This window comes from Streptomyces sp. MMCC 100, assembly GCF_041538145.2.
Lineage (GTDB): Bacteria > Actinomycetota > Actinomycetes > Streptomycetales > Streptomycetaceae > Streptomyces.
Genome location: NZ_JBGORK020000001.1, coordinates 3,029,127 through 3,052,546, shown reverse-complemented (window position 1 = coordinate 3,052,546; position 23,420 = coordinate 3,029,127). Strand labels below are relative to the sequence as shown.

The 23,420-nt window shown below is 69.2% G+C and carries 23 protein-coding genes; 14 read left to right on the top strand and 9 right to left on the bottom strand.

What is annotated here, in order from left to right; translation table 11 throughout:
• The first annotated feature begins 217 nt into the window (after positions 1-217).
• The 11 genes from ABS735_RS14025 to ABS735_RS13975 all read left to right on the top strand — a co-directional run bounded on the left by ABS735_RS14025 (position 218) and on the right by ABS735_RS13975 (position 11,460).
• Positions 218-784: a hypothetical protein gene (locus ABS735_RS14025; RefSeq protein WP_042799384.1), complete on the top strand. Its 567-nt coding sequence runs from the start codon at positions 218-220 to the stop codon at positions 782-784.
• Positions 785-786: 2 nt separating this feature from the next.
• Positions 787-1,572, top strand: coding sequence for an SPDY domain-containing protein (locus ABS735_RS14020; RefSeq protein ID WP_042799385.1), 786 nt, complete (start codon positions 787-789; stop codon positions 1,570-1,572).
• 33 nt (positions 1,573-1,605) lie between these two features.
• Positions 1,606-3,396 carry a type IV secretory system conjugative DNA transfer family protein gene (locus tag ABS735_RS14015; protein ID WP_016325429.1) on the top strand — a complete coding sequence of 597 codons (1,791 nt, stop codon included), beginning with the start codon at positions 1,606-1,608 and terminating at the stop codon, positions 3,394-3,396.
• 160 nt (positions 3,397-3,556) lie between these two features.
• Positions 3,557-4,426 (top strand): SPDY domain-containing protein, encoded by an 870-nt coding sequence (locus tag ABS735_RS14010; protein WP_016325430.1) that lies wholly within the window; start codon positions 3,557-3,559, stop codon positions 4,424-4,426.
• A 16-nt stretch (positions 4,427-4,442) separates the two neighbouring features.
• A complete protein-coding gene (locus ABS735_RS14005; protein ID WP_016325431.1) occupies positions 4,443-5,036 on the top strand; it encodes a hypothetical protein in 594 nt (197 codons plus the stop codon).
• On the top strand, positions 5,033-5,830 hold the full coding sequence (locus tag ABS735_RS14000) for a hypothetical protein (RefSeq protein WP_016325432.1): 798 nt from the start codon (positions 5,033-5,035) through the stop codon (positions 5,828-5,830). Before ABS735_RS14005 ends, ABS735_RS14000 begins: the two co-directional genes overlap by 4 nt.
• A gap of 39 nt (positions 5,831-5,869) precedes the next feature.
• Positions 5,870-6,664: a hypothetical protein gene (locus ABS735_RS13995; protein WP_144080677.1), complete on the top strand. Its 795-nt coding sequence runs from the start codon at positions 5,870-5,872 to the stop codon at positions 6,662-6,664.
• Positions 6,665-6,777: 113 nt separating this feature from the next.
• Positions 6,778-7,641 carry an adenine nucleotide alpha hydrolase family protein gene (locus ABS735_RS13990; RefSeq protein WP_016325434.1) on the top strand — a complete coding sequence of 288 codons (864 nt, stop codon included), beginning with the start codon at positions 6,778-6,780 and terminating at the stop codon, positions 7,639-7,641.
• Positions 7,638-8,909, top strand: coding sequence for a DNA cytosine methyltransferase (locus ABS735_RS13985; RefSeq protein WP_042799387.1), 1,272 nt, complete (start codon positions 7,638-7,640; stop codon positions 8,907-8,909). Before ABS735_RS13990 ends, ABS735_RS13985 begins: the two co-directional genes overlap by 4 nt.
• Positions 8,909-10,027: a DnaB-like helicase N-terminal domain-containing protein gene (locus ABS735_RS13980; RefSeq protein ID WP_016325436.1), complete on the top strand. Its 1,119-nt coding sequence runs from the start codon at positions 8,909-8,911 to the stop codon at positions 10,025-10,027. The genes ABS735_RS13985 and ABS735_RS13980 overlap by 1 nt, the downstream gene beginning before the upstream one ends.
• Positions 10,028-10,092: 65 nt before the next feature.
• Positions 10,093-11,460 (top strand): SPDY domain-containing protein, encoded by a 1,368-nt coding sequence (locus tag ABS735_RS13975; RefSeq protein WP_016325437.1) that lies wholly within the window; start codon positions 10,093-10,095, stop codon positions 11,458-11,460.
• 165 nt (positions 11,461-11,625) lie between these two features.
• Here the strand turns inward: ABS735_RS13975 and ABS735_RS13970 are convergent, their stop codons facing one another.
• Entirely contained in the window at positions 11,626-12,522 is an 897-nt protein-coding gene (locus ABS735_RS13970; protein WP_042799850.1) for a DUF5655 domain-containing protein, read from the bottom strand.
• 442 nt (positions 12,523-12,964) lie between these two features.
• Here ABS735_RS13970 and ABS735_RS13965 point away from each other — a divergent pair, with 442 nt between their 5' ends.
• Complete coding sequence (locus tag ABS735_RS13965) at positions 12,965-13,591, top strand: hypothetical protein (protein ID WP_234308194.1); 627 nt, start codon at positions 12,965-12,967, stop codon at positions 13,589-13,591.
• 318 nt (positions 13,592-13,909) lie between these two features.
• Positions 13,910-14,479: a carbonic anhydrase gene (locus ABS735_RS13960; RefSeq protein ID WP_016325440.1), complete on the top strand. Its 570-nt coding sequence runs from the start codon at positions 13,910-13,912 to the stop codon at positions 14,477-14,479.
• 118 nt (positions 14,480-14,597) lie between these two features.
• Here the strand turns inward: ABS735_RS13960 and ABS735_RS13955 are convergent, their stop codons facing one another.
• Genes ABS735_RS13955 through ABS735_RS13925 form a run of 7 tightly spaced genes read right to left on the bottom strand, consistent with a single transcriptional unit; the run spans position 14,598 to position 21,971 of the window.
• Positions 14,598-16,019 (bottom strand): NADH-quinone oxidoreductase subunit N, encoded by a 1,422-nt coding sequence (locus tag ABS735_RS13955; RefSeq protein ID WP_016325441.1) that lies wholly within the window; start codon positions 16,017-16,019, stop codon positions 14,598-14,600.
• Entirely contained in the window at positions 16,016-17,521 is a 1,506-nt protein-coding gene (locus ABS735_RS13950; RefSeq protein ID WP_016325442.1) for a complex I subunit 4 family protein, read from the bottom strand. The genes ABS735_RS13955 and ABS735_RS13950 overlap by 4 nt, the downstream gene beginning before the upstream one ends.
• A 5-nt stretch (positions 17,522-17,526) precedes the next feature.
• Positions 17,527-19,398 (bottom strand): NADH-quinone oxidoreductase subunit 5 family protein, encoded by a 1,872-nt coding sequence (locus ABS735_RS13945; RefSeq protein ID WP_016325443.1) that lies wholly within the window; start codon positions 19,396-19,398, stop codon positions 17,527-17,529.
• On the bottom strand, positions 19,395-19,700 hold the full coding sequence (locus ABS735_RS13940) for an NADH-quinone oxidoreductase subunit NuoK (RefSeq protein WP_016325444.1): 306 nt from the start codon (positions 19,698-19,700) through the stop codon (positions 19,395-19,397). The genes ABS735_RS13945 and ABS735_RS13940 overlap by 4 nt, the downstream gene beginning before the upstream one ends.
• Positions 19,697-20,266 carry an NADH-quinone oxidoreductase subunit J gene (locus tag ABS735_RS13935; protein WP_016325445.1) on the bottom strand — a complete coding sequence of 190 codons (570 nt, stop codon included), beginning with the start codon at positions 20,264-20,266 and terminating at the stop codon, positions 19,697-19,699. Before ABS735_RS13935 ends, ABS735_RS13940 begins: the two co-directional genes overlap by 4 nt.
• A 12-nt stretch (positions 20,267-20,278) precedes the next feature.
• Complete coding sequence (locus ABS735_RS13930) at positions 20,279-21,208, bottom strand: NADH-quinone oxidoreductase subunit H (RefSeq protein ID WP_234308193.1); 930 nt, start codon at positions 21,206-21,208, stop codon at positions 20,279-20,281.
• On the bottom strand, positions 21,201-21,971 hold the full coding sequence (locus ABS735_RS13925) for a hypothetical protein (protein ID WP_234308192.1): 771 nt from the start codon (positions 21,969-21,971) through the stop codon (positions 21,201-21,203). The genes ABS735_RS13930 and ABS735_RS13925 overlap by 8 nt, the downstream gene beginning before the upstream one ends.
• An 84-nt stretch (positions 21,972-22,055) precedes the next feature.
• Between ABS735_RS13925 and ABS735_RS13920 the strand changes: the two genes are divergently transcribed.
• Positions 22,056-22,469 (top strand): hypothetical protein, encoded by a 414-nt coding sequence (locus tag ABS735_RS13920; RefSeq protein ID WP_373906589.1) that lies wholly within the window; start codon positions 22,056-22,058, stop codon positions 22,467-22,469.
• 182 nt (positions 22,470-22,651) lie between these two features.
• Here ABS735_RS13920 and ABS735_RS13915 read toward each other — a convergent pair whose 3' ends face one another.
• Positions 22,652-23,002, bottom strand: coding sequence for an NADH-quinone oxidoreductase subunit A (locus ABS735_RS13915; protein ID WP_016325448.1), 351 nt, complete (start codon positions 23,000-23,002; stop codon positions 22,652-22,654).
• Between the last annotated feature and the right edge of the window lie 418 nt (positions 23,003-23,420).

Genomic DNA, 23,420 nt, shown 5'->3' with positions numbered 1-23,420 from the left:
TCCCGAGACGGTCACCGACGGCGGCGCCCACGCCCGTTCCCACCTCGGCACCCCCGAACGCGCACGGTCCACGAGGCCATCACCGCAGCGGAGTCCGGGCCATCGCCGCGCCGTGCGCCGTCAGCAGACCGCCACCCCGCAAAGCCCCGGTGCCGACCGGCGCCGTCCAGCCGGCTGCGCACCGATGCCCCGGAAGGACCTTCCCATCCCCCGCACCATGGCCCACCGTCGCACCTCCCTGCGGCTCCTCAACGCCTACCTGCGCGACAGCGAACGGATCTTGGCGTCCTGGGACGCCTTCACCGAGTTCAACACCGACCTGGACGGCTGGCCCTTCGACCAGGACGCCTACGGCCGCCGGGCCGCCCTCCGTGACGCACACACCGCGGCGGCGTTCACCGGCGTCCGCTCCGGCGCCCGCCAGCTGCTGGCCACCGCCCGGCTCCAGCTCCAGCACCTGCCCGCACACCTCACGCGGGACAGCTGGCGCGGGCAACTGACCATCCTGGAGCAGTCGCTGCACCACCTCGACGCCCTGGACAGCCAGTGGATCCAGACCCGGGCCCAGCTCCCCGCGGACGCCCAGCCCGGCACCGAGCAATACGTCGACGCGTTGGACGCGCACCGCGCCGAGTGCTGGAGCTACCTAGACGACTGGGCCTGCCACGGCCGGGCCATCCTCGACATCCACGCCGCCACCCGCCGGGCAGGAACCCAGCCGAAACGCCCGCGGCTTTCCACCGTGAAGCCCCGGCACGGCGGCTACCGCGCGGCGAGGCGGTGACCATGCCGTCCACAGCCGACAGCGTCGAGGTCGACTTCATCACCCCACGCCACCTCGCCGGCGGGGGCGACCCCGCCTGGATCACCGTCCCCCTCCACCGCGCATGCGGCTGGAGCCACGGCCTCGACCCCTTGATGCCGCGTGTCCTGCTCTCCAGCCCCGACCAGAAGGCGCTCCTGCGCCTGGAACCTAACCCCGACGACCAGTGGTGGACGCTGCAGCACACGGCCGAGGCCGGCCGGCCCGCCTGGTACGCGAGCTTCGGGGCCCGCACTCCGGTCGAGCTGATCGCCGCCGTCACCGATGCCCTCACCGCTCCGGTCACACCGGCAGGCGAGTCCTGCGATCCGTTCGAGCCGCTCCGGCAGACCGCCTGGTCTGCTCCCACCATCGGCGCCGACGGCCTCGTCTCACCCGACGGCACCGCCTACGTCCAGCGGCTGGGCAGCGAAGAGGAACCGGGCGCCTGGTTCGTCACCGCCACACTCGGCCCGGACCGCCGCCCGGTGTGGCAGGCCCGCTTCGGCACGCACACTCCCGCCCGTCTGGTCACCGCGTTCACCGCCGCGCTCACCGACTCGCATCCCGTGTACCGCACTGCCGGCGAGCAGAAGCTGCCGACCCTCGACCCCCACCTGGTCACCCGCAGGTTCCTCGACGTGCCCGCGGTCTACCTCGCCGCCGCGCTGGAGGACCGCGTCCGCTCCCTCGCCGCCCGGCCCGCCGGCACGCCGACGGCCCCCATCCCCGCGCGGCACTCGCCGCCCCAGCGCGGCCACAGCCGCTAGCCCTCCCGTTCCCGCGCCGGAAGCACCCAGCCCTTGCCCCCCTCCTCCAACAGCAACACCGACGGGTACGACCTCGCCCTGCGCCTCCTGCTCGGCCTGGCGGCCCTCACCGTCCCGCTCGCCCACTTCGCCTGGCTGTGCGGCAACATCACCGCCACCCTCACGGGAGCCTCCTGGGCGCCCTACCAGCCCACCACCGCCCTGCTCCACCCCGAGCAGGTCTGGCCCACCGTGGGAGAAACGTCCCTGCTCATCGGCGCCCGCATCGTGCCCGTCGTCCTGCTCCTGGCCCTCGCCGCCGCGGTCGGCCTCCTGTGGGCCCGGCACAAGAGCCGGGGCAGTGGCCGGAAGAAAAAGATCACCGGCATGGCCAAGGCCCGGGACATCGAGCCCCTGATGGCCAAGGCGATCACCGACAAGGCCCGCTCCCTGCGGCCGAGCCTGAAGAACGCCAAGCACATCGACGCCAAGGACACCGGCATCCTCCTGGGCAACCTTCAGGGCACCAGGCACGAGGCCCGAATGGGGTTCGAGGACGTCGCCGTCGCGATCATGGCACCCCGCTCGGGCAAGACCACCTCGCTCGCGATCCCCTCCATGCTCAACGCACCCGGCCCAGTCCTCCTCACGTCTAACAAGGCCGCCGGAGACGCCTTCACCACCGCCTACGAAGCCCGGGCCCAGGCCGGGGCGGTGTGGGCCATGGACCCGCAGCAGATCGCGCACGCCGCCCGCGAGATGTGGTGGAACCCCCTCGCCTCCGCCAAAACGCTGGACGGAGCGAACCGGCTCGCCGGACACTTCCTCGCCGCCTCAGTGGACGCCTCCCAGCAGGGCGACTTCTGGTCCAAGGCCGGCAGCAACATCCTCTCCCAGCTCCTGCTGGCCGCAGCGCTCGACGAGCGGCCGATCACCGACATCATGCAGTGGCTCGCCTTCCCCGCCGACCGCACCCCGCTCGACATCCTGCGCGACCACGACTTCACCGCCGTCGCCGCCCAGCTCAAGGGCACCGTCGAAGGGCCGCCGGAGACCCGCGACGGCATCTACGAGACCGCCCGCCAGTACGCCGCCGCCCTCCTGAACTCCGAAATCGCGGCCTGGGTGACCCCCCAGAAGGACGTTGCTGAGTTCCGCCCGGAGCAATTCGTCACCTCCACCGACACACTGTTCCTGCTCAGCAAAGACGGCGGAGGCGGAGCCAGCGCGCTGATCGCCGCGTGCGCGGACTCCGTCATGCGAGCCGCAACCGCACAGGCCGAACGCGCCGGCGGACGCCTCGACCCACCCATGCTGGCCATCCTCGACGAGGCCGCCAACGTCTGCAAGATCGGCGACCTGCCGGACCTGTACTCCCACCTCGGCAGCCGCGGAATCATCCCGATCACGATCCTGCAGTCCTACCGCCAGGGCCAGAAGGTGTGGGGGGACGCCGGCATGGACGCCATGTGGTCCGCCTCCACCGTCAAGGTCATCGGTTCCGGCATCGACGACCCCGACTTCGCGGACAAGCTCTCCCGCCTGATCGGCGACCACGATGTCGAGACCCGGTCCACCTCCCACTCGGAGTCCGGGAAGTCGACGTCGGTCAGCATGCGCCAGGAGCGGATCCTGCCCGCCGACGCCATCCGCGCGCTGCCCAAGGGCACGGCGCTGTGCTTCGCCACCGGCATGCGCGCTGCCATTCTCGACCTGAGGCCCTGGTACCTGGAGCCCGGCGCCGACGAACTGTCCACCGCATCCAACCGGGCGTCGAAGGCCATCACCGCCCGAGCGATCGCCAAGGCCGCCCCGAACCAGGGCGTCTTCGGCCCAGCCGCCTGAGCACCGCAGCCCCGTCCCCAGCCACGCCGCCTGCCCGCAGACCCGCGCACCACCTGCTCGTGGGCGTCCCCGAGGCCGGCAGATCGCCCGCTGGCACGGCAGCGCCACACGCGCCCGCTCGCCCCGAACACCACCCCACCATCGAAGGACCCGAACCCTCGTGCAGTCCACCACGGACGAGGAGAAGTGGCGCGAATACCATGTCGCCCCGCGCTATCTCGCCGGTTCCAGCGGTGTCGCCGACCCCGGCTTCGCCCCGGTCTCCCACTGGCCGCACCACCACCTGGACGACGGCCCGTGCCAACTCGTCGTCACCTCCCCCGACCACCGCATCAGGATCGGCTGGTTCGGTGACGACTTCGACCTGTGGAAGATCACCGCAGCAGACGATGCCGTCTCTGCGCCACGCTGGACGGCCGTCTTCAACCACAACACCCCCGCCGAGATCGTTCTCGGTCTGACCGCTGCCCTGGCCGACGACTGGTCCGAAGACAGCGACCGCTTCCTCGACCGCCCCTCCTTCTACTGGGCTGCCGGTGTCACCCCGCTGTTCAACGCCGGCTGGAAGCGGGAAGCAGCCGAATACGGAACGGTGGAGATCGTCTCCCCCGACGGACAGGCCGGCGCCGTCATCGACATGCGCCGCAACCGCACGGTCACCCTGTGGGCCGGGCCAGCAGGCTGGGGCACACGTGCCGAGGCGACGTTCACCTCCGATACGCCCCCGCACCTGATCGCCGCCACGGCTGCCGCCCTCGTCGACCCCGCACCCGTCGTCAGGACACGGCGGATGATCCACCCGAAGGTGGAGCATCTCGTACAGCTCACCCCGCTCGAGTTGGCCCCGCCCCGAGCGGCACGGGCCCCCACACCACTGGACGTGCGGCGCATCGCCGTGACCGCCGCTCTGCAGCGGACATCCCTCAGCCGGAACGGCACCATCCAGGCGCGCATCAGCACGTCACCGCCGGTTCCTACGCCTGTCCGCACCGCTGCGGCGACGCCCCTCCTCCCTCGGCCCCACCGCTGACCCGGATACATCGACCATGACGATCACCGACCACCACGACATCTTCATCGGCTCCACCAGCGACGGGTGGACCTTCCTCCTTCTCAACCGCCGTATCCACCATGCCACTCCCATTCTGGCTGGAGCCGGCTTCACCGCGCGCGAGCATCGGGGCCGCACCGTTTACCTCCTGCCGCCAGAGACGTCGGAAGACGCCCACGAAAGCGTTGGCGTCGCGGCATACGGACTGATGAGCCACACCCACGACCTGGTCGACCTCGCCTGGACAACACGCCCACGGCCCGCAGGCACGACAGCCCGCCCCGACGTGAACATCGGCTTCCACGACGGCTCTGTCACGGCGAGTGCCACCACGGACCAGGCACAGGCCGTCCTCGCCCAGCACGGTTTCACGAACGCCGGCACGGACCGGGATTTCACGCTGCCCGACCGACTCGGCGAAGCGGACGCGATGAACACCGTGGTCCGCGCCGAGGCCCATTTGTTCCTCTGCGGAGTCAGCGTGCGCGTCGACCTCGGCATCGCAACGGTGCAGGACATCCCACCGGCACCGCCCCGTGCACGTTCCGCACCCATTCCGCCTTCCCCGCCGAGGGGCCGCAGCCGATGACGACCACCGAGACGATCCGCACGTCCGACCCGTCCCTGCCCGAACGCCTCCTGGACCTCGGCGCCGATTTCACTCGCCACCACGACGCCCTGAAGCTCATCAGCACGCTGAACGGCCTCGACTTGACGAAGGCGGTGGCCGAGCACATCCCCGTGACCCAGGCCCTTGCCCGCGGCTCGCTCGACCTGCGCCAGAGACTGGACAACGCCTCAGGAAATTCACCCTCCTGGGAGGGGCGCTGCGCCGCCGAGCGGATGATGCAGCTCGCCAACCTCGCCTTGCTCGCCGCCGACCACCTCAGCACCGCAGCTGGCCTTTCCTACAAGGCTGTCCACCACCGCCCCCACTTGTCGAAGGCCGAGAAGCACATCGAGTGCGCCAAGCAGCTGACCTCTCTCGGCGCCGAGGACTGCCTCACCGCCGCCGGCCTCCTCGCCCGTCAGATGTGTCGGCAGAACCTCATCCCGGCCCAACGGCCACCAGCGCTTACCGCCGCGCAGCACACCGCGCTGCACACCGTCGCCGCCGGCCACGTCGTCATCAACCAGGCGGTGAACAAGCCGCTGGTCGAACGTGGTCAGGAGCAGCTCGCCGTCACCACCCTCCGCTCGCTGGAGAACCGGGGCCTGATCAGCCGAGGACACGCTGCCTTCCCGCCGGACTCCGAGCGTCTCTGCCTCACCCAGCACGGCATCCGGGCACTGAGCGCTGTCCTGGAACAGCCCCGCTCGGCACCGCCCACGACCAGCCGCCCCGCCATCCGGCCCACGGCGGCCCGTTCGGCGGCCCGCTGACGGATGACGACACCGCCCAGCCCCGACCCCCTGTTCCCCATGAATGCACCCGAACCGCTGACACCGGTGGAGCGGCTGCTGGCACTCGCCGGTCTGTACACGCAGCACAACGACCGGATCGATCTCCTGTTCTCCGGCCGCTCCACGGTCAGGCCCGACGCGTACGTCGCCTCGGCCCTATGCCTGGAGCGCGAGGCCCTTGCCTGCGTCAAAACGGTCCAGCAGCAGCGTCTGCCCGCCATCGAGCCGGTGACCAGCGCCGTCGTGCGCCTCAAACAGATCGCCTACCTGACCGGTGGAGCCACCCGCTACCTCACCGCCGCCCAACACGCGCTCCCTGACGATGTGCACCTCGCGCGGCCCCATGCCCGCCGTGGGTTCGGCCAGCACATACGTCAGGCGCGGGAACTGACCGCCCTCGCTCCAGCGGCGGTCGTCGAGTCCGCCGAGCACATCGCCGCCAGACTGCCCGGCAGAACGCGCACCAGCGCCGCCGTTCCCTACATGGACGCCGCGCAACGCGGCGTCCTGCTCGAAGTAGCCCGCGGCCACGTACTGGTCACCGAACAGTACGGGCAGCGCGGCTACGGCCACAGCGTCTCCGTCGACATCAAGGTGCTGCACCACCTGGAAGCCCAGGGCCTGGTGATCCGCGAAGTCGCCACCGCACCCCCGTTCCTCTCCGGCGGACCACCACGCGACCGCGTGTGCCTGACCTCCCCAGGGCTCTCCGCTCTCGACTCGGTCATCGACACCCCGCTGCGCACCAGCCCGTCCCCGACTCTCCCCGTGCCCTCACCAGTAGCAGCGGCCACCGCCCGCGCGCGCCGCTGACACCACCCACAGCGCAGGCCCGACCCCCTCTTCTTCACTCAAGGAAGTGCCCGATTTCTGCATCTCCCACGCTCGTCTGCATTTCACTCGGTGCCGGCATCCAGTCCAGCACCATGCTTGCCCTCTCCGCTCAGGGCATCCTCCCGAAGGTCGACTACGCGATTTTCGCCGACACCGGTTGGGAACCCGAAGCGGTTTATGCTCACCTTGACCGCCTGGAACAGGAGATAGCCGCTCCCGCCGGGATACCCGTACTCCACGTATCGGCCGGAAATATCCGCGACGACGCCCTGAACCCGGATCACCGGTTCGCCTCCATGCCGCTCCACATCCTCAACAAGGACGGGCGACCTGGGATGACCCGACGGCAGTGCACCGGGGAATATAAGGTGAAGCCGATCAAGCAGAAGGTGCGCGAACTACTCGGCTACCCCTACCCGGCACGCATCCCGAAGGACGTTTTCGTCGAGCAGTGGGTAGGAATCTCCACGGATGAATTCCACCGCGCGAAGGACGCTGACGTCAAGTACATGCGTAACCGGCATCCCCTTCTGGACATGTCCTGGAGCAGAGCCGACTGCGTGCGCTACCTGACTTCACTCGGCCTCGCCGACACGCCAAAGTCGAGCTGCCTGGGATGCCCGTTCCACGGAAATGCGCAGTGGCGGCACATCAGGGACACCTCGCCGTCCGAGTGGGCGAACGTCGTCGAATTCGACGCAGCGATCCGGCAGGGCAATGCCCGCGCCAGCGCTACCGGCAACAGGCTGCTCGGCGAGGCGTTCCTGCACCGCTCCCGCGTCCCGCTCAGCGAAGCCCCCATCGATCACGTCACCGCCGCCGAGAGAGCCACCCTGCAGCCCGAACTGGGCGACGCCGACGTGCCGGAGGACGGTGTCGAGGACGGCTGCTCGCCCTGGGCGTGCCGTGGCGACGCCGACACGCTGACGCGGGACGACTTTGAGCTGGCCACGTGATCCTCGACCTCTTCGCGGGGCCGGGCGGCTGGAGCAGGGCCCTGCACGTCCTGGGCGTGCGCGACGTCGGACTGGAATGGGACCCGTGGGCATGTAAGACCCGAGCTGCGGCAGGCCAGTTGACCATCCGGTGCGACGTGGCGGGGTACCCAACCTGGCCGTTCATCGGCGGCACCCGAGGGGTGATCGCCTCGCCGCCATGTCAGGCGTGGAGCATGGCCGGCAAGCGCCTGGGCCTGCTCGACCAACCGCTGGTGCACGAGGCGGTCGCCGAGCTGGCCACCGGTCGCGACACCCGCGAACGCCTCCTCGCCGCCTGCCATGACAAGCGCTCCCTGCTCGCCGCCGAGCCGATGCGCTACCTCTACGCCCTGAACGCGGTCGGCGAGCCCGAATGGGTCGCCATGGAGGAAGTACCGGACGTGCTGCCACTGTGGAAACAGTACGCAGCTGTCCTGCGCGGCTGGGGGTTCTCCGTCTGGTACGGCATCCTCAACGCCGCCGACTTCGGCGTCCCGCAGACCCGAAAGCGAGCGATCCTCCTGGCCTCCCGCGTACGCACGGCGCAGCCGCCCACGCCCACGCACGCCCGACTCGCCGAGCCAGAATCGCTGTTCGGCCCGGGCCGCGCTCGCTGGGTCAGCATGGCCGAAGCCCTGGGAAGGGGAGCGACCGACCGGCCCGTGCCCACCGTCTGCGCAGGAGGTGGGCCCGGCGGCGGCCCCGAACCGTTCCCTTCGGGTTCTCGCAAGACGCTGTCTGACGCCCGCAAGCGCGGCACCTGGATGCCCCGGCCGGACGGGGCGGTCCTGCAGTCCCGCCGGGAAGACGCAGGGTGGGCGGTCCGGCACGGCGCCCGCGACGACCTCGCCGCTGACACTCCGACGCCCACGTTCCCCGCAGAGGCCCACCACTGGGCGTGGTCCCTGCGCAGCAACAACCAGGCCAACGCCACCGTCCGTCCGCTGTCCGAGCCGGCCGGCACGCTGTTCTTCGGGCATCGCGCGAACGAGTGCACCTGGGTCGCCGAATCCACCACACCCTGGGCCACGGACACCGATGCACCGGCCGTTCCCGAGCCGATCCGGATCACCGCCCGCGAGGCCGGCCTCCTGCAGACCTTTCCCGCCGACTACCCCTGGGCCGGCAACAAGGGCCAGCAGTTCTCGCAGATCGGCAACGCCGTTCCCCCACTGCTCGCCGGCCACCTCCTCGCTCCGCACCTCGACGTCACCCTCGACCCCGACGACTTCACCCTCGCCGCCTGATGTCCCACGCACCCGAACCCGACGAACACGACCTGGACGCCGTCCCACCGCCCCAGCCGGTGTTCCACGTCGAGCAGGCCCTCCTTGGAGCCCTCCTCCTCGACCCACACCGCCTAGACGACGTGAACGGCATCACCGCCGACTCGTTCTCCACCGCCGCGCACGCCGCGCTGTACGCCGCAATCAGCACCGTGCCGCGGCCCGACCCTACCGAGCACGCGAGGAACACCAAGTGGCTCGACCTCGTGCTCACCACAGGCCGGGAGCAGGCGCGCGGACTGACCGCCTCCTACCTGCACGCCCTCATTCAGGTCTGCCCCTGGCCCAGCCACGCCCCCGCCTACGCCCGGATGGTCGAGGCCGAGCACGCCCGCCGCCGCCTGTTGACGGCCGTCAAGCGCCTCATCCACACCGTCCACGACGGCTCTCTCCCGCACCCCGTCCATGCTGTGCTCACCCAGGTCGACACGCTCGCCGCGGTCGTGGATGACACCGCGCACCGCTTTCCCCCGCGCTCCGGCATCCTCCCTCGCACCCCGGCACCGCCCCCTACCCCCGCCCCCGACCACGACGAGGCGGTCGAGGAAGAGCAACTACTGCTCGCTACCGCCACCGCCCGCCCGGACGACATCGGCACCGTCCGCTGGCTGCTCCCCGACGACCTCACCCTGCCCCTGCACGCCGGCCTGTGGCAGTGCCTGACCACCCTCGCCCGCCGCAACGAGCCCGTCGACCCCGTCACCGTCCTGTGGGAAGCCCAGCAGCGTGGCCTGCTGGACGACGGCAGCGAGCCAGGCAAAATCCTCCGCATGCTGGCCGAACCGGCCGGATCCGTCGGCCACTGGGGCGAACGCGCCCTGCAGCGCTCCCTCCTGACCACTGCCGGAGGCACCGCACGGCGCATCGAGGCGTGTGCCGACGACCCGGCGAACACTCCATTCCAACTCGTCGTCGGCGCCCGCCGAGCCCTGGCCGACATCGCCGCCGTCCGCACCCGCTGGCAGCACGCCACCGGAACCACCCCGCCACAGCAGCGGCGAGCGGCGCCCGCCATCCGCGCCGGCCCGCCGACCACCACGGCCGCACACGCCGCCCGGCCCACACGAGCGACCCGATAACTCCCAAGTACGCCGGTGGCCACGCCTGCAGGTCCGGCTACCGGCAGAACAGATGAGACCCCCACGTGACTTCCGCCATCGACGCCCATGTCCGCCTCGACACCCACCCCACTCACCCAAGCGCCGTGCAAGCAGTCCTGACCGGCAGCCAGGCCCACGTCGCCTCCACGGCTCTGGAGGCTGCCGGCTGGAGTGTCGCCGCCACAGGCGTCCTGGTCCTGGCACGCATAGATCACGAGGAGCCCTACTGGGCCGCCGACGCCGCCCAGCACCTGATCAGCGAAGGCATCACCGTCGAGATCACCCCGCGCCTCCAAGAGGCCATCGACGAGGAATGGACCTGGACGGGCGACCCGATGCCCTGGTGCACCCGCAGCAAAATCCGCGAGGTCTCCAACCAGGCGCAGAAGGTCCACGACGACATCCGCAACGGCCACCTCCTCATCCACGCCCACGCCCACGACGGCCGCACCACCGTCGCGGTCGGCACATACCTCCACCGGGGCGGCAAGTCCGTCTACCTGCACGGCGAGGATCATCTGCGTCAGGTCGCCGACACCTTCAACTCCCCCGCGGAGGCACTGGTGGCCTTCGAGAAGGTCCACGCGGCCGAGATGCGTCCCGGCCCGGCACCCCTTACCGACACCGAACGCGCCGCCCTCGAAACCCGCTTGGTCTTCGACGTCACCACAGCCAAGCCCCGATCGTCCCGCCTCGAACCGGAGGCCGTCCCCGTCTATCTGGCCGATGCCGGCGACCACGACGCCCTCCTCGAGAGCTTCCTCGACGCGCACGGCGAGTTCGAGAAGTGGCGGACCTGGTCCGATGAAACGACCCACGTCATCCACGAATCGCAGACCCTGCGCATCGAACGCATCCACGAAACCCTTGCCCACGAAACTGCCTGGACCGTGGCCGCCTACGAGACACCCGTCTCCGACCGCATGTGGGTCCTCACCGCGACCGGCGACACCCCTGCCCCGGTGCTGCAAAATCTACTCATCCACCTCGCCGACGGCGACGGCTGGGACGCGGTCATCAGCACCTCAGCGGACGAGAAGATTGTCACCGCAGCCACCCAGCCGCTCTCCGACGCCGGATGGGAGCACACCGTGAACGGGCGATGGATCCGCTGGACCTCCCCCGGCGGGGGCGCGGGCGTCCAATTCGACGCCTTCGCCGCACAACACGCGAGTCAGAACCTGGCAACCTGGACCATCTGGGCCGGGCTCAACTCGAACCGCCCCACATGGGCCATCACCGCGTCCCCACACACCCCGAGTCCGCTGCTTGCCGACCTCTCCGAAACTCTCGCCCACGAGACCGGCACGCGCCAGGCGCAGCAGGGCCGTGAACACAGGCCCCGCCTCACCGCCGGCGTGTCGGCGGCTCTGGCGATCACGGCTGGCCGACCCGTCAGCCGTTCACGCTGATCAGCGACCCGCACGAGCGGGGCAACATCGCGCGAGATCGCCGGTTGGCCAAACCGGCGATCCCGCGCACCATGGGTACGCTCTCCCGCACGTCGAGAGGCTCCTCCCACGACCGCAAACACGACATAGAGTGCAGCCCGCCACGAGGCCAGCCGCTGCAGGCGATCACGCCGCCGCGTAGCTTGCCCGGAACAGATCCTGCGCCCGCTCCACGTCCCTCGGCGTACGCAGTTGCACCTCCAGATCTCCCGTTCCGTGGTGGCCGAGACCGGAGACATCCCGAGTGAAGCCCGGAACGAGGTCGACGTCCTTCGGGTCGACCTTCAGGTAGACCAGCAGCTTGCTGCGCTGCGGCGGGCACAGGCAGGCGAAGTTCCGCAGCCGCTGATAGGCCCGGTAGGTCTTGCGCTCCACCCGGTTTACGCCGTCCCCAAGCCCACGCAGAACCTCGTCGACCGCGCCCGCCAACTCGCGCATCGCCACGCCCTGGTCATCATCCGCCGCCCGGGCAACCGTCTGGCGCCGTGCCCGGCGGGCCACGTGCATGCCGCTACTCACGGAGGCCACGGTCTCAAGTCCGAGCAGGTCGCTGCCGAAGAGTCGGTAGCGGACCAGGTCGATCGAGCGCCGGTGCTCGCGCACGGCACGCACGTCGTAGCGGGTGAAGTCGCCGGCGATGCAGATCAGTCGCGGGCCGCTCCACAGGACCTGGGACGCCGCCATCACCCCGAGCCGGTCGCGGACCAGGTGCTCGAACTCGGCACGGTGGTCCATCAACCAGGCCAGATAGAACAGGCCCTGATTGATGACGCCGGCGTCCGTGCCTCGTTTGTACTCGACGATCACCGGCGACCCGTTCTCATCCAGCCCAAGCGAGTCGATCCGGCCCCCATGGAGCGGCCCGGTGCCGTACTCGCTCGCCAGGAACCGCACACCGAGCATCGTCCCCATGTGTGCCTCGACGAGATCCTGCACCTCAGCCTCGAACTCAGCAAGGCACGGAGTGACCTCAATCACGCTTTTGCTCGCCATATTCGTGCGGAACAACGTCAAGCCCGACACTTCCCCCTCCTCCACTCGGGATCCCTAACGCCGAACAGGTGCCGATTTGTTTCCGCGAAGGGCTTCGAGGGTGTGAAGATGGCGTGAGGGGCATTGTCGAGACCACCGGAGGGCTTTGCATCCCACGGCTCACCGCAAAGGCCGTCCCAACACTCCTGCATATCTGACTAACCGTTACTGGCTGGCAGTGCTTGCAGGATCCCGCGTCTGGACCGCACCACGGCTCGATGGACAATCAGTCAGCAGCTCGGCAATGGCCCGCCGCAGACCTACCGGTCGTACCCCAGCCCAAGGCGGGACGGGTATTCTGCCCTACGTACGGGTAGCCATCTCGACCTCGTCCGAATTGTCCGCCACTCCGCCCAACCTTGGGCAGCCTTGGAAGGCTCTGAACTCCATGCAGCCACGATGCTCTCTGGGATCTGCTCCTGGAGCGTCCGGTGTGCTGCGCGGGCTCCGGGCAAGCGTGCTGGCGGCGTTGTGCGTACTGCTGCCGTTGGCTGGACACGTTCTGGTGCAGTGCCACGCGCCTCAGTGGCTCATCGTGGCCGGACTGGCTGCGGCGGTTGGCACCGGAGCGGCAGTGCTCTCACGGAAGCGGCTGACGGATACCCAGCTGCTCTCAGCACTTGGCGTTGCCCAGCTGGCGTACCACGCCGTCTACTCCCTACCTGACGCATGTGCGGCAGTGACGGCAGCCAGCTATTTCGACAATGGTTGGGCCTGGATGGTCGAACCTGAGGCAGCCGGTGGTTCACCTCCCGGTGCGATGCTGGCCGGCCACCTGGCCATGGTGTTGCTGGCCGCTCGTCTCCTAGGCGTCACCGAACGCCTGCTGTGGCGGAGCAAGACGCTGTCGACCGTCATCCGGCGTTTGCTGTCCTTCTTGTGGCCGCTGCTACGCCGTCACCAGTGCAGCGGCCCTGATAACAAGATCCCTCAAATCAGCGCACCGCTGAAGTCAGCGCTGTTGGTAGGGCTGCATGAAGGCAGAGCGCCGCCGCCGCGACGGGACAGCACCTTCGTCCCTCTCCGGCCGATGCCGATCGGCGGTCTCTGCTTACCCTGAGGGGCCGGCGCAAGGGTGACCGCCCCGGAAGGCCGGTGCCCTCATTCCCGGCGCCACGCTGCGCCGGGAGATTCAGAGAGTTTCGCACCATGAATGTCATTCATGAGCGTGCCGTCCTCACGACGCCACGCTGTCTCGTCGTATCCGCCGAGCTCACGGCCCGGAGTTTCTCCGCAGTGGTGACGGTCCTCGGCACGGGTACGCGGAGGAACTTTCCCTTCCTCTCTGGCTCAGCCCTCATCCGCGCTTCTGCTGCCCATGAGGTCTTCAAGGACCTAATCGGCAACCAATTGACGACACGGGGGAGGCAGTAACGTCATGCAGTATTTGATCGACCAGGCACGCGTCTACCGTGCTCGCGCCACTGCTCATACCCTGCACTTGGGCGGACTTACAGAGCGCACAAGGCCGCGAGCGATGTTCATCGCCTGTTCCGATGCCCGCTTCACTCCCGCCCTGATCACAGCGGCCCGGCCTGGAGACCTTTTCGAACTCCGTACGCACGGCGGAGAGATCCCGGCCTACACTCCCGACACTCCGACCGGTGAGTCACGGACGATTGAGCATGCCGTCAATGAGCTGAACGTTTCGGACATCATCCTCTGCGGCCACTCACACTGCGAGACCGTTCCCACGGCTCTGCGCGATGCCCTGGCAGCCTCGGACAAGGCCGAGGCGGACCACGCCGAACGTGTCCCGCTGACTGGAGACCTCACCGCAGCTGGGCACTGGCACGTCCTGGCACAGCTCGACAACCTCAGCAACTACCCATGCGTTGTGCCACGGCTGGCCGACCGATCCCTACGCCTGCACGCGTGGTTCCATGAGCTCGAAACCGGCGCGACGCTGGCCCACCACGCCCGAGCCAACGCCTTCCTGCCTTTGTAGACACCCGCTCTGGCTCACACCTCCGTCCGGGGCGAAACCCTCGCCCCGGACGGCTCCGTGCCTGGCATGGAAAGGGCGGCGGGCTCGGCCAGTCGCACAAACGTCACAGCGCGGGCCATCATGCCAGAAGCGGTCCCGTAGTGAGCGTGAGGGCAGCCTCCCCAGCGATGCCCAGCGCCAGGGACAGGGCAGCCGCCGTATAGGCGGTGACGGCCGACCAACGGCCCAGGACAGTGTGCGTGTCGACTATTGTCTCATCGGCTGTGGTGAACAAGGGAGCGAGCCAGCGCAAGTAGTAGAAGAGGGAGGCCACGGTGTTGGCGACGGCGAAGGCGGCAAGCCAGGTGTAGCCGCCGTCGATAGCCGCGCTGAAGATCTCAAGCTTGCCGAGAAATACGCCGGTGGGCGGGGTGCCGACGAGGCCGAGAAGGCAGACGACAAGTACGCCTGCGAGGCCGGGATGGCTGCGGGCGAGTCCCCGGTAGTCGGCAAGGGTACGAGCAGCCGGGAGTTCCGTGACTACAGCGAAGGCACCGAGATTGGTGGCGGCGTAGGCGGCCAGGTAGAACAGCAGACTCTTCTGGGCGATATCGCTGTAGGTGGCGACGGCCAACGCCATGAGAAGGTAGCCGACCTGACTGATGGTCGAGTATGCAAGCAGGCGTTTGACGGAGGTCTGGAAGAACGCCGCGAGGTTCCCCAGGGTCATGGTGACCGCGGCCAGGATCGCAAGGAGCAGCGGCCAGTTGACGTCGCTGTTGGGTAGTGCCTGGTGAAGTAGGCGGTATCCGGCGATCAGTCCGCCGACCTTGGGGAGGGTGGTGACGTACGCGGCGACGGGTGTCGGGGCGCCGTCGGTGACATCGGGCACCCAGAAGTGGACCGGTACCGCGCCGACCTTGAAGAGCAGGCCGGCGAGTACCCCGACGAGTCCAACAGCGACAAGTCCGTAGGAAGCGGCTGGCTGACCCGCCTGGAGTTCGCTGTAGTGGGTGCCGCGGCCGGCGCCGTAGAGGAGCGCGGTGCCGGCGAGCATAGCGGTGCCGAGTAGGGCGCCCATCAGGTAGTACTTCAGAGCGGCTTCCGTACTGCGGGCGTCCTTGGCGAAGCCTGCGAGCGCGTAGGCGGGGATGCTCGCCAGCAGGTAGGCGGCGAACAGCATCAGGAGATCGTTTGCCCCGATCAGGGCGAGAGTCCCCGCGCCAGTCAGCAGCAGGAGCACCCAGTACTCGGTTTCGCGTTTGTGGCCACGCACGGTCTCCACCGACATGCCGATGATCAGCAGCAGAGCGGCGAGGACAATGAGTCGGCCGACGTCGGTGGCGGTGTCGACGGCGAACGCGGCGGAGAAGACGGTCTGTTCCCGGTCCGTAGTCATGGTGACGGCGGTGGCCACCAGGCCGACAGCACAGGCCACGGCTGCCAGGGCAGCGATGATCCACTGACGGCGGCGGGGGAGCCAGGAACCGGTGAGGAGGCCGATTACTGCGGCGCCGAGGAGGGCGAGTTCCGGCACGAGGGCCGTCAGGTTCTCGTTCACCGTGCCACCTGTCCGGTCAAGGTCCGGCTGGCCGGTTCGATGACGTCCAGGAGCCAGCGCGGGGCGACGCCGATCACCAGGGCCACCGCCAGCAGGGAGACGGTGGACAACGCTTCGGTACCTCTCAGGTCACCGATACCACCGGTGGGAATGGTTTCGGGCAGGCGCGGGGTACCGAGGAACATGCGCCGCAGCGCGGTCAGGAACAGGGCCGCGGTGATCAGGATGCCGGTCACTGAGATGGCGGTGGCGATCGCCTGGGAGGCCAGGCTGCCGGTGAAGATCTGGAACTCGGCGATAAAACCGGAGAAGCCGGGGATGCCGAGACTGGCGAACGCGGCGACGGCTGTGACTGCTGCGAACCGCGGGGTGTGGGCGGCCAGGCCGGAGTAGGAATCCATCGCATAGGTGCGACCGCGGTCGTGGAGCACTCCGGCGAGCAGGAACAGGGCTCCGGTGATCAGGCCGTGGCTGACCATCTGGGTGACCGCTCCGGTCACCGCCAGGGAGCGGGCCTGAGCGTCGCTGCCGGCGAGCGTCCCGGCTGCACCGATGGCGAGGATGATGTAGCCCATGTGGTTGACCGACGTGTAGGCGATCATGCGTTTGAAGTCCGTCTGCGCCAGCGCCACCAGGGCCCCGTAGACGACGGAGACGGCGCCGACGATCACGATGACGAGCGCGTAGCGGCGCCAGCTGCCAGGCAGCAGCGGCATGGCAATGCGGACGAACCCGTAGGTCCCCATTTTCAGAAGGACACCGGCGAGGATCGCCGAGCCGGTGGCGGGAGCGTCGGTGTGGGCGGGCGGCAGCCAGGTGTGGAACGGCACGGTCGGGGTTTTGACCGCCAGTCCGACGCCGATGGCCAGCAGCACCAGGCTGGCGTACACGCCGCGGCCGGCGAGCGGGTTGCTACGGGTGAGGTCGACGATGTCGAAAGTGTGCGGGTCGGCTGCCAGGTAGAGGCCGATGAAGCCGAGCAGGAGGGCGAGGGAGCCGATAAAGGTATAGAGAAAGAACTTCAGTGCTGCGTCGCGAGCCCGTTCGCCGTGTCCCCAGCCCGCGATGACGAAGAACATGCCGACGATGGAGAGGTCGAAGAAGACGAAGAACAGAATGAGGTCGAGGGCGACGAACAGGCCGACACTCACGGTCTGCAGGAACAGGAACAGGCAGACGTAGGGACGCACCCGCCGCTTTTCGCGCAGAGAGTGGACGGCGACACACAGGAACAACAGGCAGGTCAGGGCGACCATGGGCAGGGACAGACCGTCGACGCCGACGTGGTAGCCGACGCCGGCACTGGGGATCCAGCGCACGCGCTGCTGGTACTGCATTCCGCCATCGGGGTCGAAGCCCACCCACAGTGCGACAACGAGGGCCAGGTCGGCCGCCGCGGTGGCGATCCATGTCCAGACGAGCACCCGATCGGGAACGAGGCGCGGCAAAAGCAGCAGCGCTGCACACACGAGCAGCGGCAGGAAAGTGACGACGCTCAGCACAGGGGTTACCTCACCAACAAGATGATCAGGACGAGCACGGCGATGCCGACGGCGGCCTGTGCGTAGTACTGGTGGAGCAGTCCGGTCTGCGGTCGGCGTGCCCAGCGGCCGAGATTCCGCGCGCTCGTGGCTACAGCACGGACGGCAGCGTCGATACCGCCGTCGTCCAGGCGCCGCGTGAACCGGGCCGTCGCGAGGCCGCCGCGGGCGGTCTGCCGTACGGCGCCGTCGACGACGCGGTCGTCGAAGTCCGCGAGCGTTCGTGCCAGTCCCTGCACGGGGCGGACGACTACGGCTCGCGTGATCTGCTCCAAGTAGAACCAGCCTTCGGCCCATCGCACGGCAGCGACCGGTGCGGACACCGGGTGGGACGCCCGCCGCCAGGCCAAGGCTGCGGCTGCGATCGCGACGCCGGCCGACAGGCCGAGCTCCCACGGCTCGGGCGACGGTTCGCCCGGGGCGCCGACCAGCCGCTTCAACCAGGACGCCGGTCCGGGCAGGGCCAGTACGCCCAGCACCGCCGCGGCGAGGGTGAGGGTGCAGAGGGGTGCCAATGCCAAACGGGGGACGCGGCGGATGCCGCGCTGCTCGGTGTCGTAGCCGGCCTGCGGACTTTCCGGGAGAGGGCGGGTGACGTACCAGAGGGCCTTGATGCTGTACACGGCGGCGACGGCGGCTGCCGCGAGGCCCACCACGTAAAGCGCGGTCCCCTCGGTGCGGGCGGCGGCGAGTACCTCGTCCTTGGCCGCCCACAGGGACAGGGGCGGCAGCCCGGCCAAGGTGAGTGCGCCCACGGTGAAGGTCACCCCGACCAGTCGATACGAGCGGGCCGCGCCGCTCAAGGCCGGCAACTGCTTGGTGCCGAGCGCTGTCAGCCAGGCGCCTGCAGCCAGGAACAGACCTGCCTTGGTGGCTGCGTGGGCGAGGAGCTGCGTCGTACCCGCCGCAACTCCGCGGCTGCCCGCGGCGAGAACCATGAACCCGATCTGCGCGGCGGTGGAGGCCGCGAGGAGCTGCTTGAGGTCGGTCTGGGCCACCGCGACCAACCCCACGGCCAAGGCGGTAACCGCGCCGGTCCAGGCGACCAGTGGACCGGCCCAGGTGGTGGCGTCCAGCAGCGGGACCAGGCGCAGCAGCAGATAGGCACCGGCGGCGACCATGGTTGCCGAGTGCAGCAACGCCGACACCGGGCTTGGGCCTTGCATGGCCCGCGATAGCCAGAAGGAGAAGGGCAGTTGGGCGGACTTGCCGAGGGCGGCCACGACGATGCCCGCGGTGATCACATGCAGCCACGGCGAGTCCGCGCGCGAAAGAGCATCCAGCTCCAAGGACCCGATACCGCCGGCCACGGCGGCTCCTGCCGCCAGGTACAGACCGAGGTCGGCGGCGCGGGTGGTGAGGAACGCGACATCGGCGGCCACTGTGGACTCGGGTCGCCGCCACCAGTAGCCGATCAGGGCCCAGCTGGTCGCGCCCATAACCTCCCAGGCCATCAGCAGCAGCGGCAGCGTGGTCGCCGTGACGGTGACGAGCATGGCGCCGGCGAAGACCAGCATGAGCCCGAAGAACCGGCCCCGGTTGTCGTCGGCGTTGATCTCCCCCGCTGCGAAGGCCAGGACGGCGGTGGTGACGGCGGCGACAGTGACCACCATCACCGCGGACAGGCCATCCACCGCCAACCCCGCGTCCATCCCGGCGAACAGTGACGCACTGGCGGCAGGCCTGGTCACCGCGGCAGCCACCGCCACACCGAGCGTGGCCGCGGCCAACGTCACGCCGATGGCGGGAACCAGCCGGCTGCTGCTCCGCCCCATGAGCGTGAGCACCGCTCCCCCACCGAGGGGGAGCGCGATCAGTAGCCAGAGCACCGCGCTCATCCCTTCAGGTCCTCGGCCATGTCAGTCATGTCGACCTGCCGGGCGCGGTAGATGGCGGTGGTGACGGCGAAGCCCATGGCCATCTCGACGGCCATCGCCACCACGGCCGCCACGATCACCACTTGACCGCTGCCGGCGGCGGGGGCGAGAAAGTACCAGAAGTCGGCGGCGGCGACGATCACCCCGCCGATCATCAGCTCGATCCCCATCATGATCATCACGATGGACTGCTGGGAGAGGGCACCGAACAGGCCCGTCGAGAACAGGCCGGCGGCGAGGACCAGGAGAAGTTCGAACGTCATCGGCCCACTCCCCCGCCGGCCGGATCCTGCGCGGGCCGCTGGTCGAGGTCGTCTCCGAAGCGGTCGTAGCGCCCGCGGTGGGTGGCGAGCACGACGGCGCCGACCATGGTGGCCAGCAGCACGAATCCGAGCGTGACCATGGTCAGCATCTGGTCGCCCATCAACGACATGCCGACCTGGAACGTGGTGTCCTTGGGCCGCGTCCCTCTGCGGTCGGGCCAGGGCACGAGGAAGATTCCGGCGACCATCGCGGCGAACACGAGGCCGCTGATGACCAGTGAGCCGCGTGTGTTGTGGAGCATCGACATCGGCATCAGACCGGCCGGATTCATCATGTACGCGATCATGAACACCGCCATGATCACCATCTCCATGACCATCATCAGCACGATCACCACGCCGAGATACGGCAGCCCCAGCACGGTCACCACCCCGCCGACGCACACCAGGGAGCCCAGGAGCGCGAAAGTGACTCGGGCCATGGAGTTCAGGGTGAACACCAGGACGCCGCCGGTGAGGGCGAGCACGCCCAGTACCACCAGCAGCACCGTGCTCGTCAGGCCCATGACGCTCCTTCCCTACAGGTTGAGATTGACCAGGGCCGGCACCAGGGCTTGCACGATCGACAGCGGGAGCAGTACCACCCAGGCCAGCTCCACGTACCGGTCGGCACGGATCACCGGCATGCGCCGCAGCACCCACACCAGCAGCCCCAGCACCAGCAAAGTCTTGATCAGCGACCACGCCCAGGTCTGCAGTCCCGGTCCGGCTCCACCTCCCAGGAACAGCGGCACCGCCATCGCCGCACCGGCCGCCAGCCACAGCCACCGCCCCGCCTGCAGCAGCAGCCGGTCCACGCCGGACGTCTCACCCAGCACGCCACCGGCGACATCACGACCGGCCGGGTAGGCGAAGGGGCCCAGAAAGCTGAACGCGAGCACACCGGCCAAGTAGACGACGAACGCGAGCGGCATCCACACCGCGTACCACAGGCCGTGCTGAGCACCGGCGACTTCGGTGACCCGCAGGGACTGCGCCCCGGTGGCAGCCGAGATCAGGGCGAACATCAGCGGCAGTTCGTATGCCAGGCCCTGGGCGAGGAAGCGGTATCCGCCGATGAGACTGAAAGCCGCGTTCGGGCCCCAGCCGACCAGCCACAGCGCGGCCCAGGTCATCACCTCCATCGCGTTGAACCACACCACCCCCACCGAGAGATCGGCGACGACGTGGTTCCCGAAGGGGATGACCAGCGTGGACAGAACGGCTGCCACCGGCACGACGACCACGCCGATCCGCCACAGCAGCCGGTCCGGAGCGGGCATACGGCGCTGCTGTGTCAGCAGTGCCTGAGGCACGGCAAGAAGTGGCCGCACCATAGCTGTCGGGGTGACCGGCCGGCCCGCGCTTCGGGCCTCCAGCGCCGCGTTGCCGGCCACGGCCACCAGGGCGAAGCCAAACAGCGCGGCCGGGGTGGCCAGCAGCATCCACCACTCTCCCTCATCAACCACGAGCGAGCTCCCGCTGGGTGAGGGTCAGTTCGTCCGGGTCCGGATCGAGGCTGGCGACGATGAGCCGGGCCGCGCTCAGCTCGGCTCCTTCCAACATCTGGGGCAGCAGCTTCGCCAGGGCGACCGAAGGCGGCCGCGCGGCGTCCCACCGGCCCCGCGGACTCTCCTGAGTCGCTGGATCGAGTGGTGCGGTGTCGTCCAACCGCAGTACATCTCGTACTACATCGGTGAGCCACTGCCGGTAACGGGCCGGCACGTCCCCGCCCGCCCGCGCTGCGGGACCGGTGACGCCCGCGGCCCGCGCATCGGCCGTACTCACTGGGCCGATGCCGCGACTCAGCCAGTACAAGGTCCGAGACCTTCCGACGCGTCGGGCAAGGCGCTCTACACGTGGCAGTACCTCCTTGGTCTGCGCCTCGTCCAGCATGTCGTCGCGAAGCCGTTGCGCCTCTACTGCCTGGGCGGGCCAGCCGACCACCGACAACAGCCGACCCAGACTGTCCAGATGCGCAGCCGCTCGCCACCGGGCGGCCTCCCCCGCGTGCACCACCTCACCCGACGCGGCACGTAGCCAGGGCCTCGTCCAGAAGGCATCAGCCGACCCGCTGGAGGGCGGCGCGGCGAGATCGGCCTGCTGAATGACATCGCCCTGCAGCACCACACGGATGACCAGTCCTATGGGCCAGTCAGCCAGGAACGGCCCCAGCGGCACGTGCAGGCGGTCCAGCGTCAGACCGTCGCGGTCCTCGCCCGGCTCGGCCATCGGCAGCCCACCCGGCATCTCCATGTCCCCGTGCCCGTGACCGCCGTGGCCTTCATGACCGCCGGGGCCGCTGCCACGGCCCCCATGGTTCTGCTGACCGTCCCCGCCATTACGACCGTCAGGCTCGTGCTCCGCTTCTCCATGGGATCCCGCGTGGCCGGCATCGCCGTGACCATGGCCTCGGTGGCCGGCATCGCCGTCTCCCTGGTGCTCGCCGCCGCTGCCAGCGCCCGCCGAACCGTCGTGGTGCCGTCCGGTCTCTGCGTCGCCACTATGACCCCTGTTGTCCGCCTCCCGGTCGGACGGCACCTGCGCCTCGCTGCCATGCTCCCCAGGTGTGTGGTGCCCGTCGGCTCGGTCCGGACCGATGTGCGAGTGGTCCGCTGCGCCCAGCCGGGTCCGGCCGGCATCGAGAACCGATGCCACCTCGCCGACCGTCGTCACCTGCATGCGAACACGTGGCTGCGGCATGTCCTGCCACAGCCGATCCATTGCTGAACGTAGCTGCGGGCAGTCGGGGCCCACAACCAGCATGAGGTCGGCCTCGGCAGGGGTCGTTGCCGCCGGCCAGTCCCGCGACCGCAACTCCTTCTCGAGGGCCAGCCGCACCCGTGTCCCGCCCGGCGTAACCGCCAGCAGCACACGTGGCCGGGCCGCGGCTGCGCGCGTCAGGACGGCTGCTAGGCCCATCGCAGCGCTCCCTCGCGCCATGCGTAGACCACTCCGGCGAGAAGGACCGCGAGGAAGACGAACATCTCGATAACCGCGCTCGGCCCCATCGCGGAGATCACGAGCGTCCACGGGTACATGAAGACCATCTCCATGTCGAACGCGAGGAAGAGCATCGTCACCGTGTACCAGCGCGCATGAAAACGACTGACCGCGTGTTCGGACGGCTCCAGCCCCGACCCGAACGGCTGCACGGGCAGCGGTGCCGATGAGATCCGCAGCGCCCACGCGGCCCCGTAGAGACCCACTACCGCGAGCAGGGCCACGGCCAGCAGGGACAGCGCAGCCGTAAAGCCGCTCACCGGAGCGCACCGCTCACCACGCACCCCGGCAGGAGAGCGGCGGCCACAGGCATGTCCGAGCGCTCGCTGCCTACACCGCCCGTGCGGTCTGTCGCCCATACCATGTTCCGCTACTCCCTCCGCTGCCAGACAACACTGCAGGTACCCCCGTGGGGCATGCTGAATCCGGGAAGCTCCAGGCCCAAGCACCGGCATGGTTGCGACTCATCCGGCCGTGCTGTGGACAAGGCGCTACCGCTACGGTGCCCGAGGGGGGAGCCCCGCGCGAGACGGCTGAGTCAATCGGTGCCGCACGGACGATGCGGGCCGCGGGGACAGAAGTCAGAGGGGCCCCGCGGGACTAGGCAGGGGACGCAACGAACCGTGGCCTCGAAAAGGCTCACGGCCGTTCAGCGCGTCGGCCGTGCCAGCGGATGCA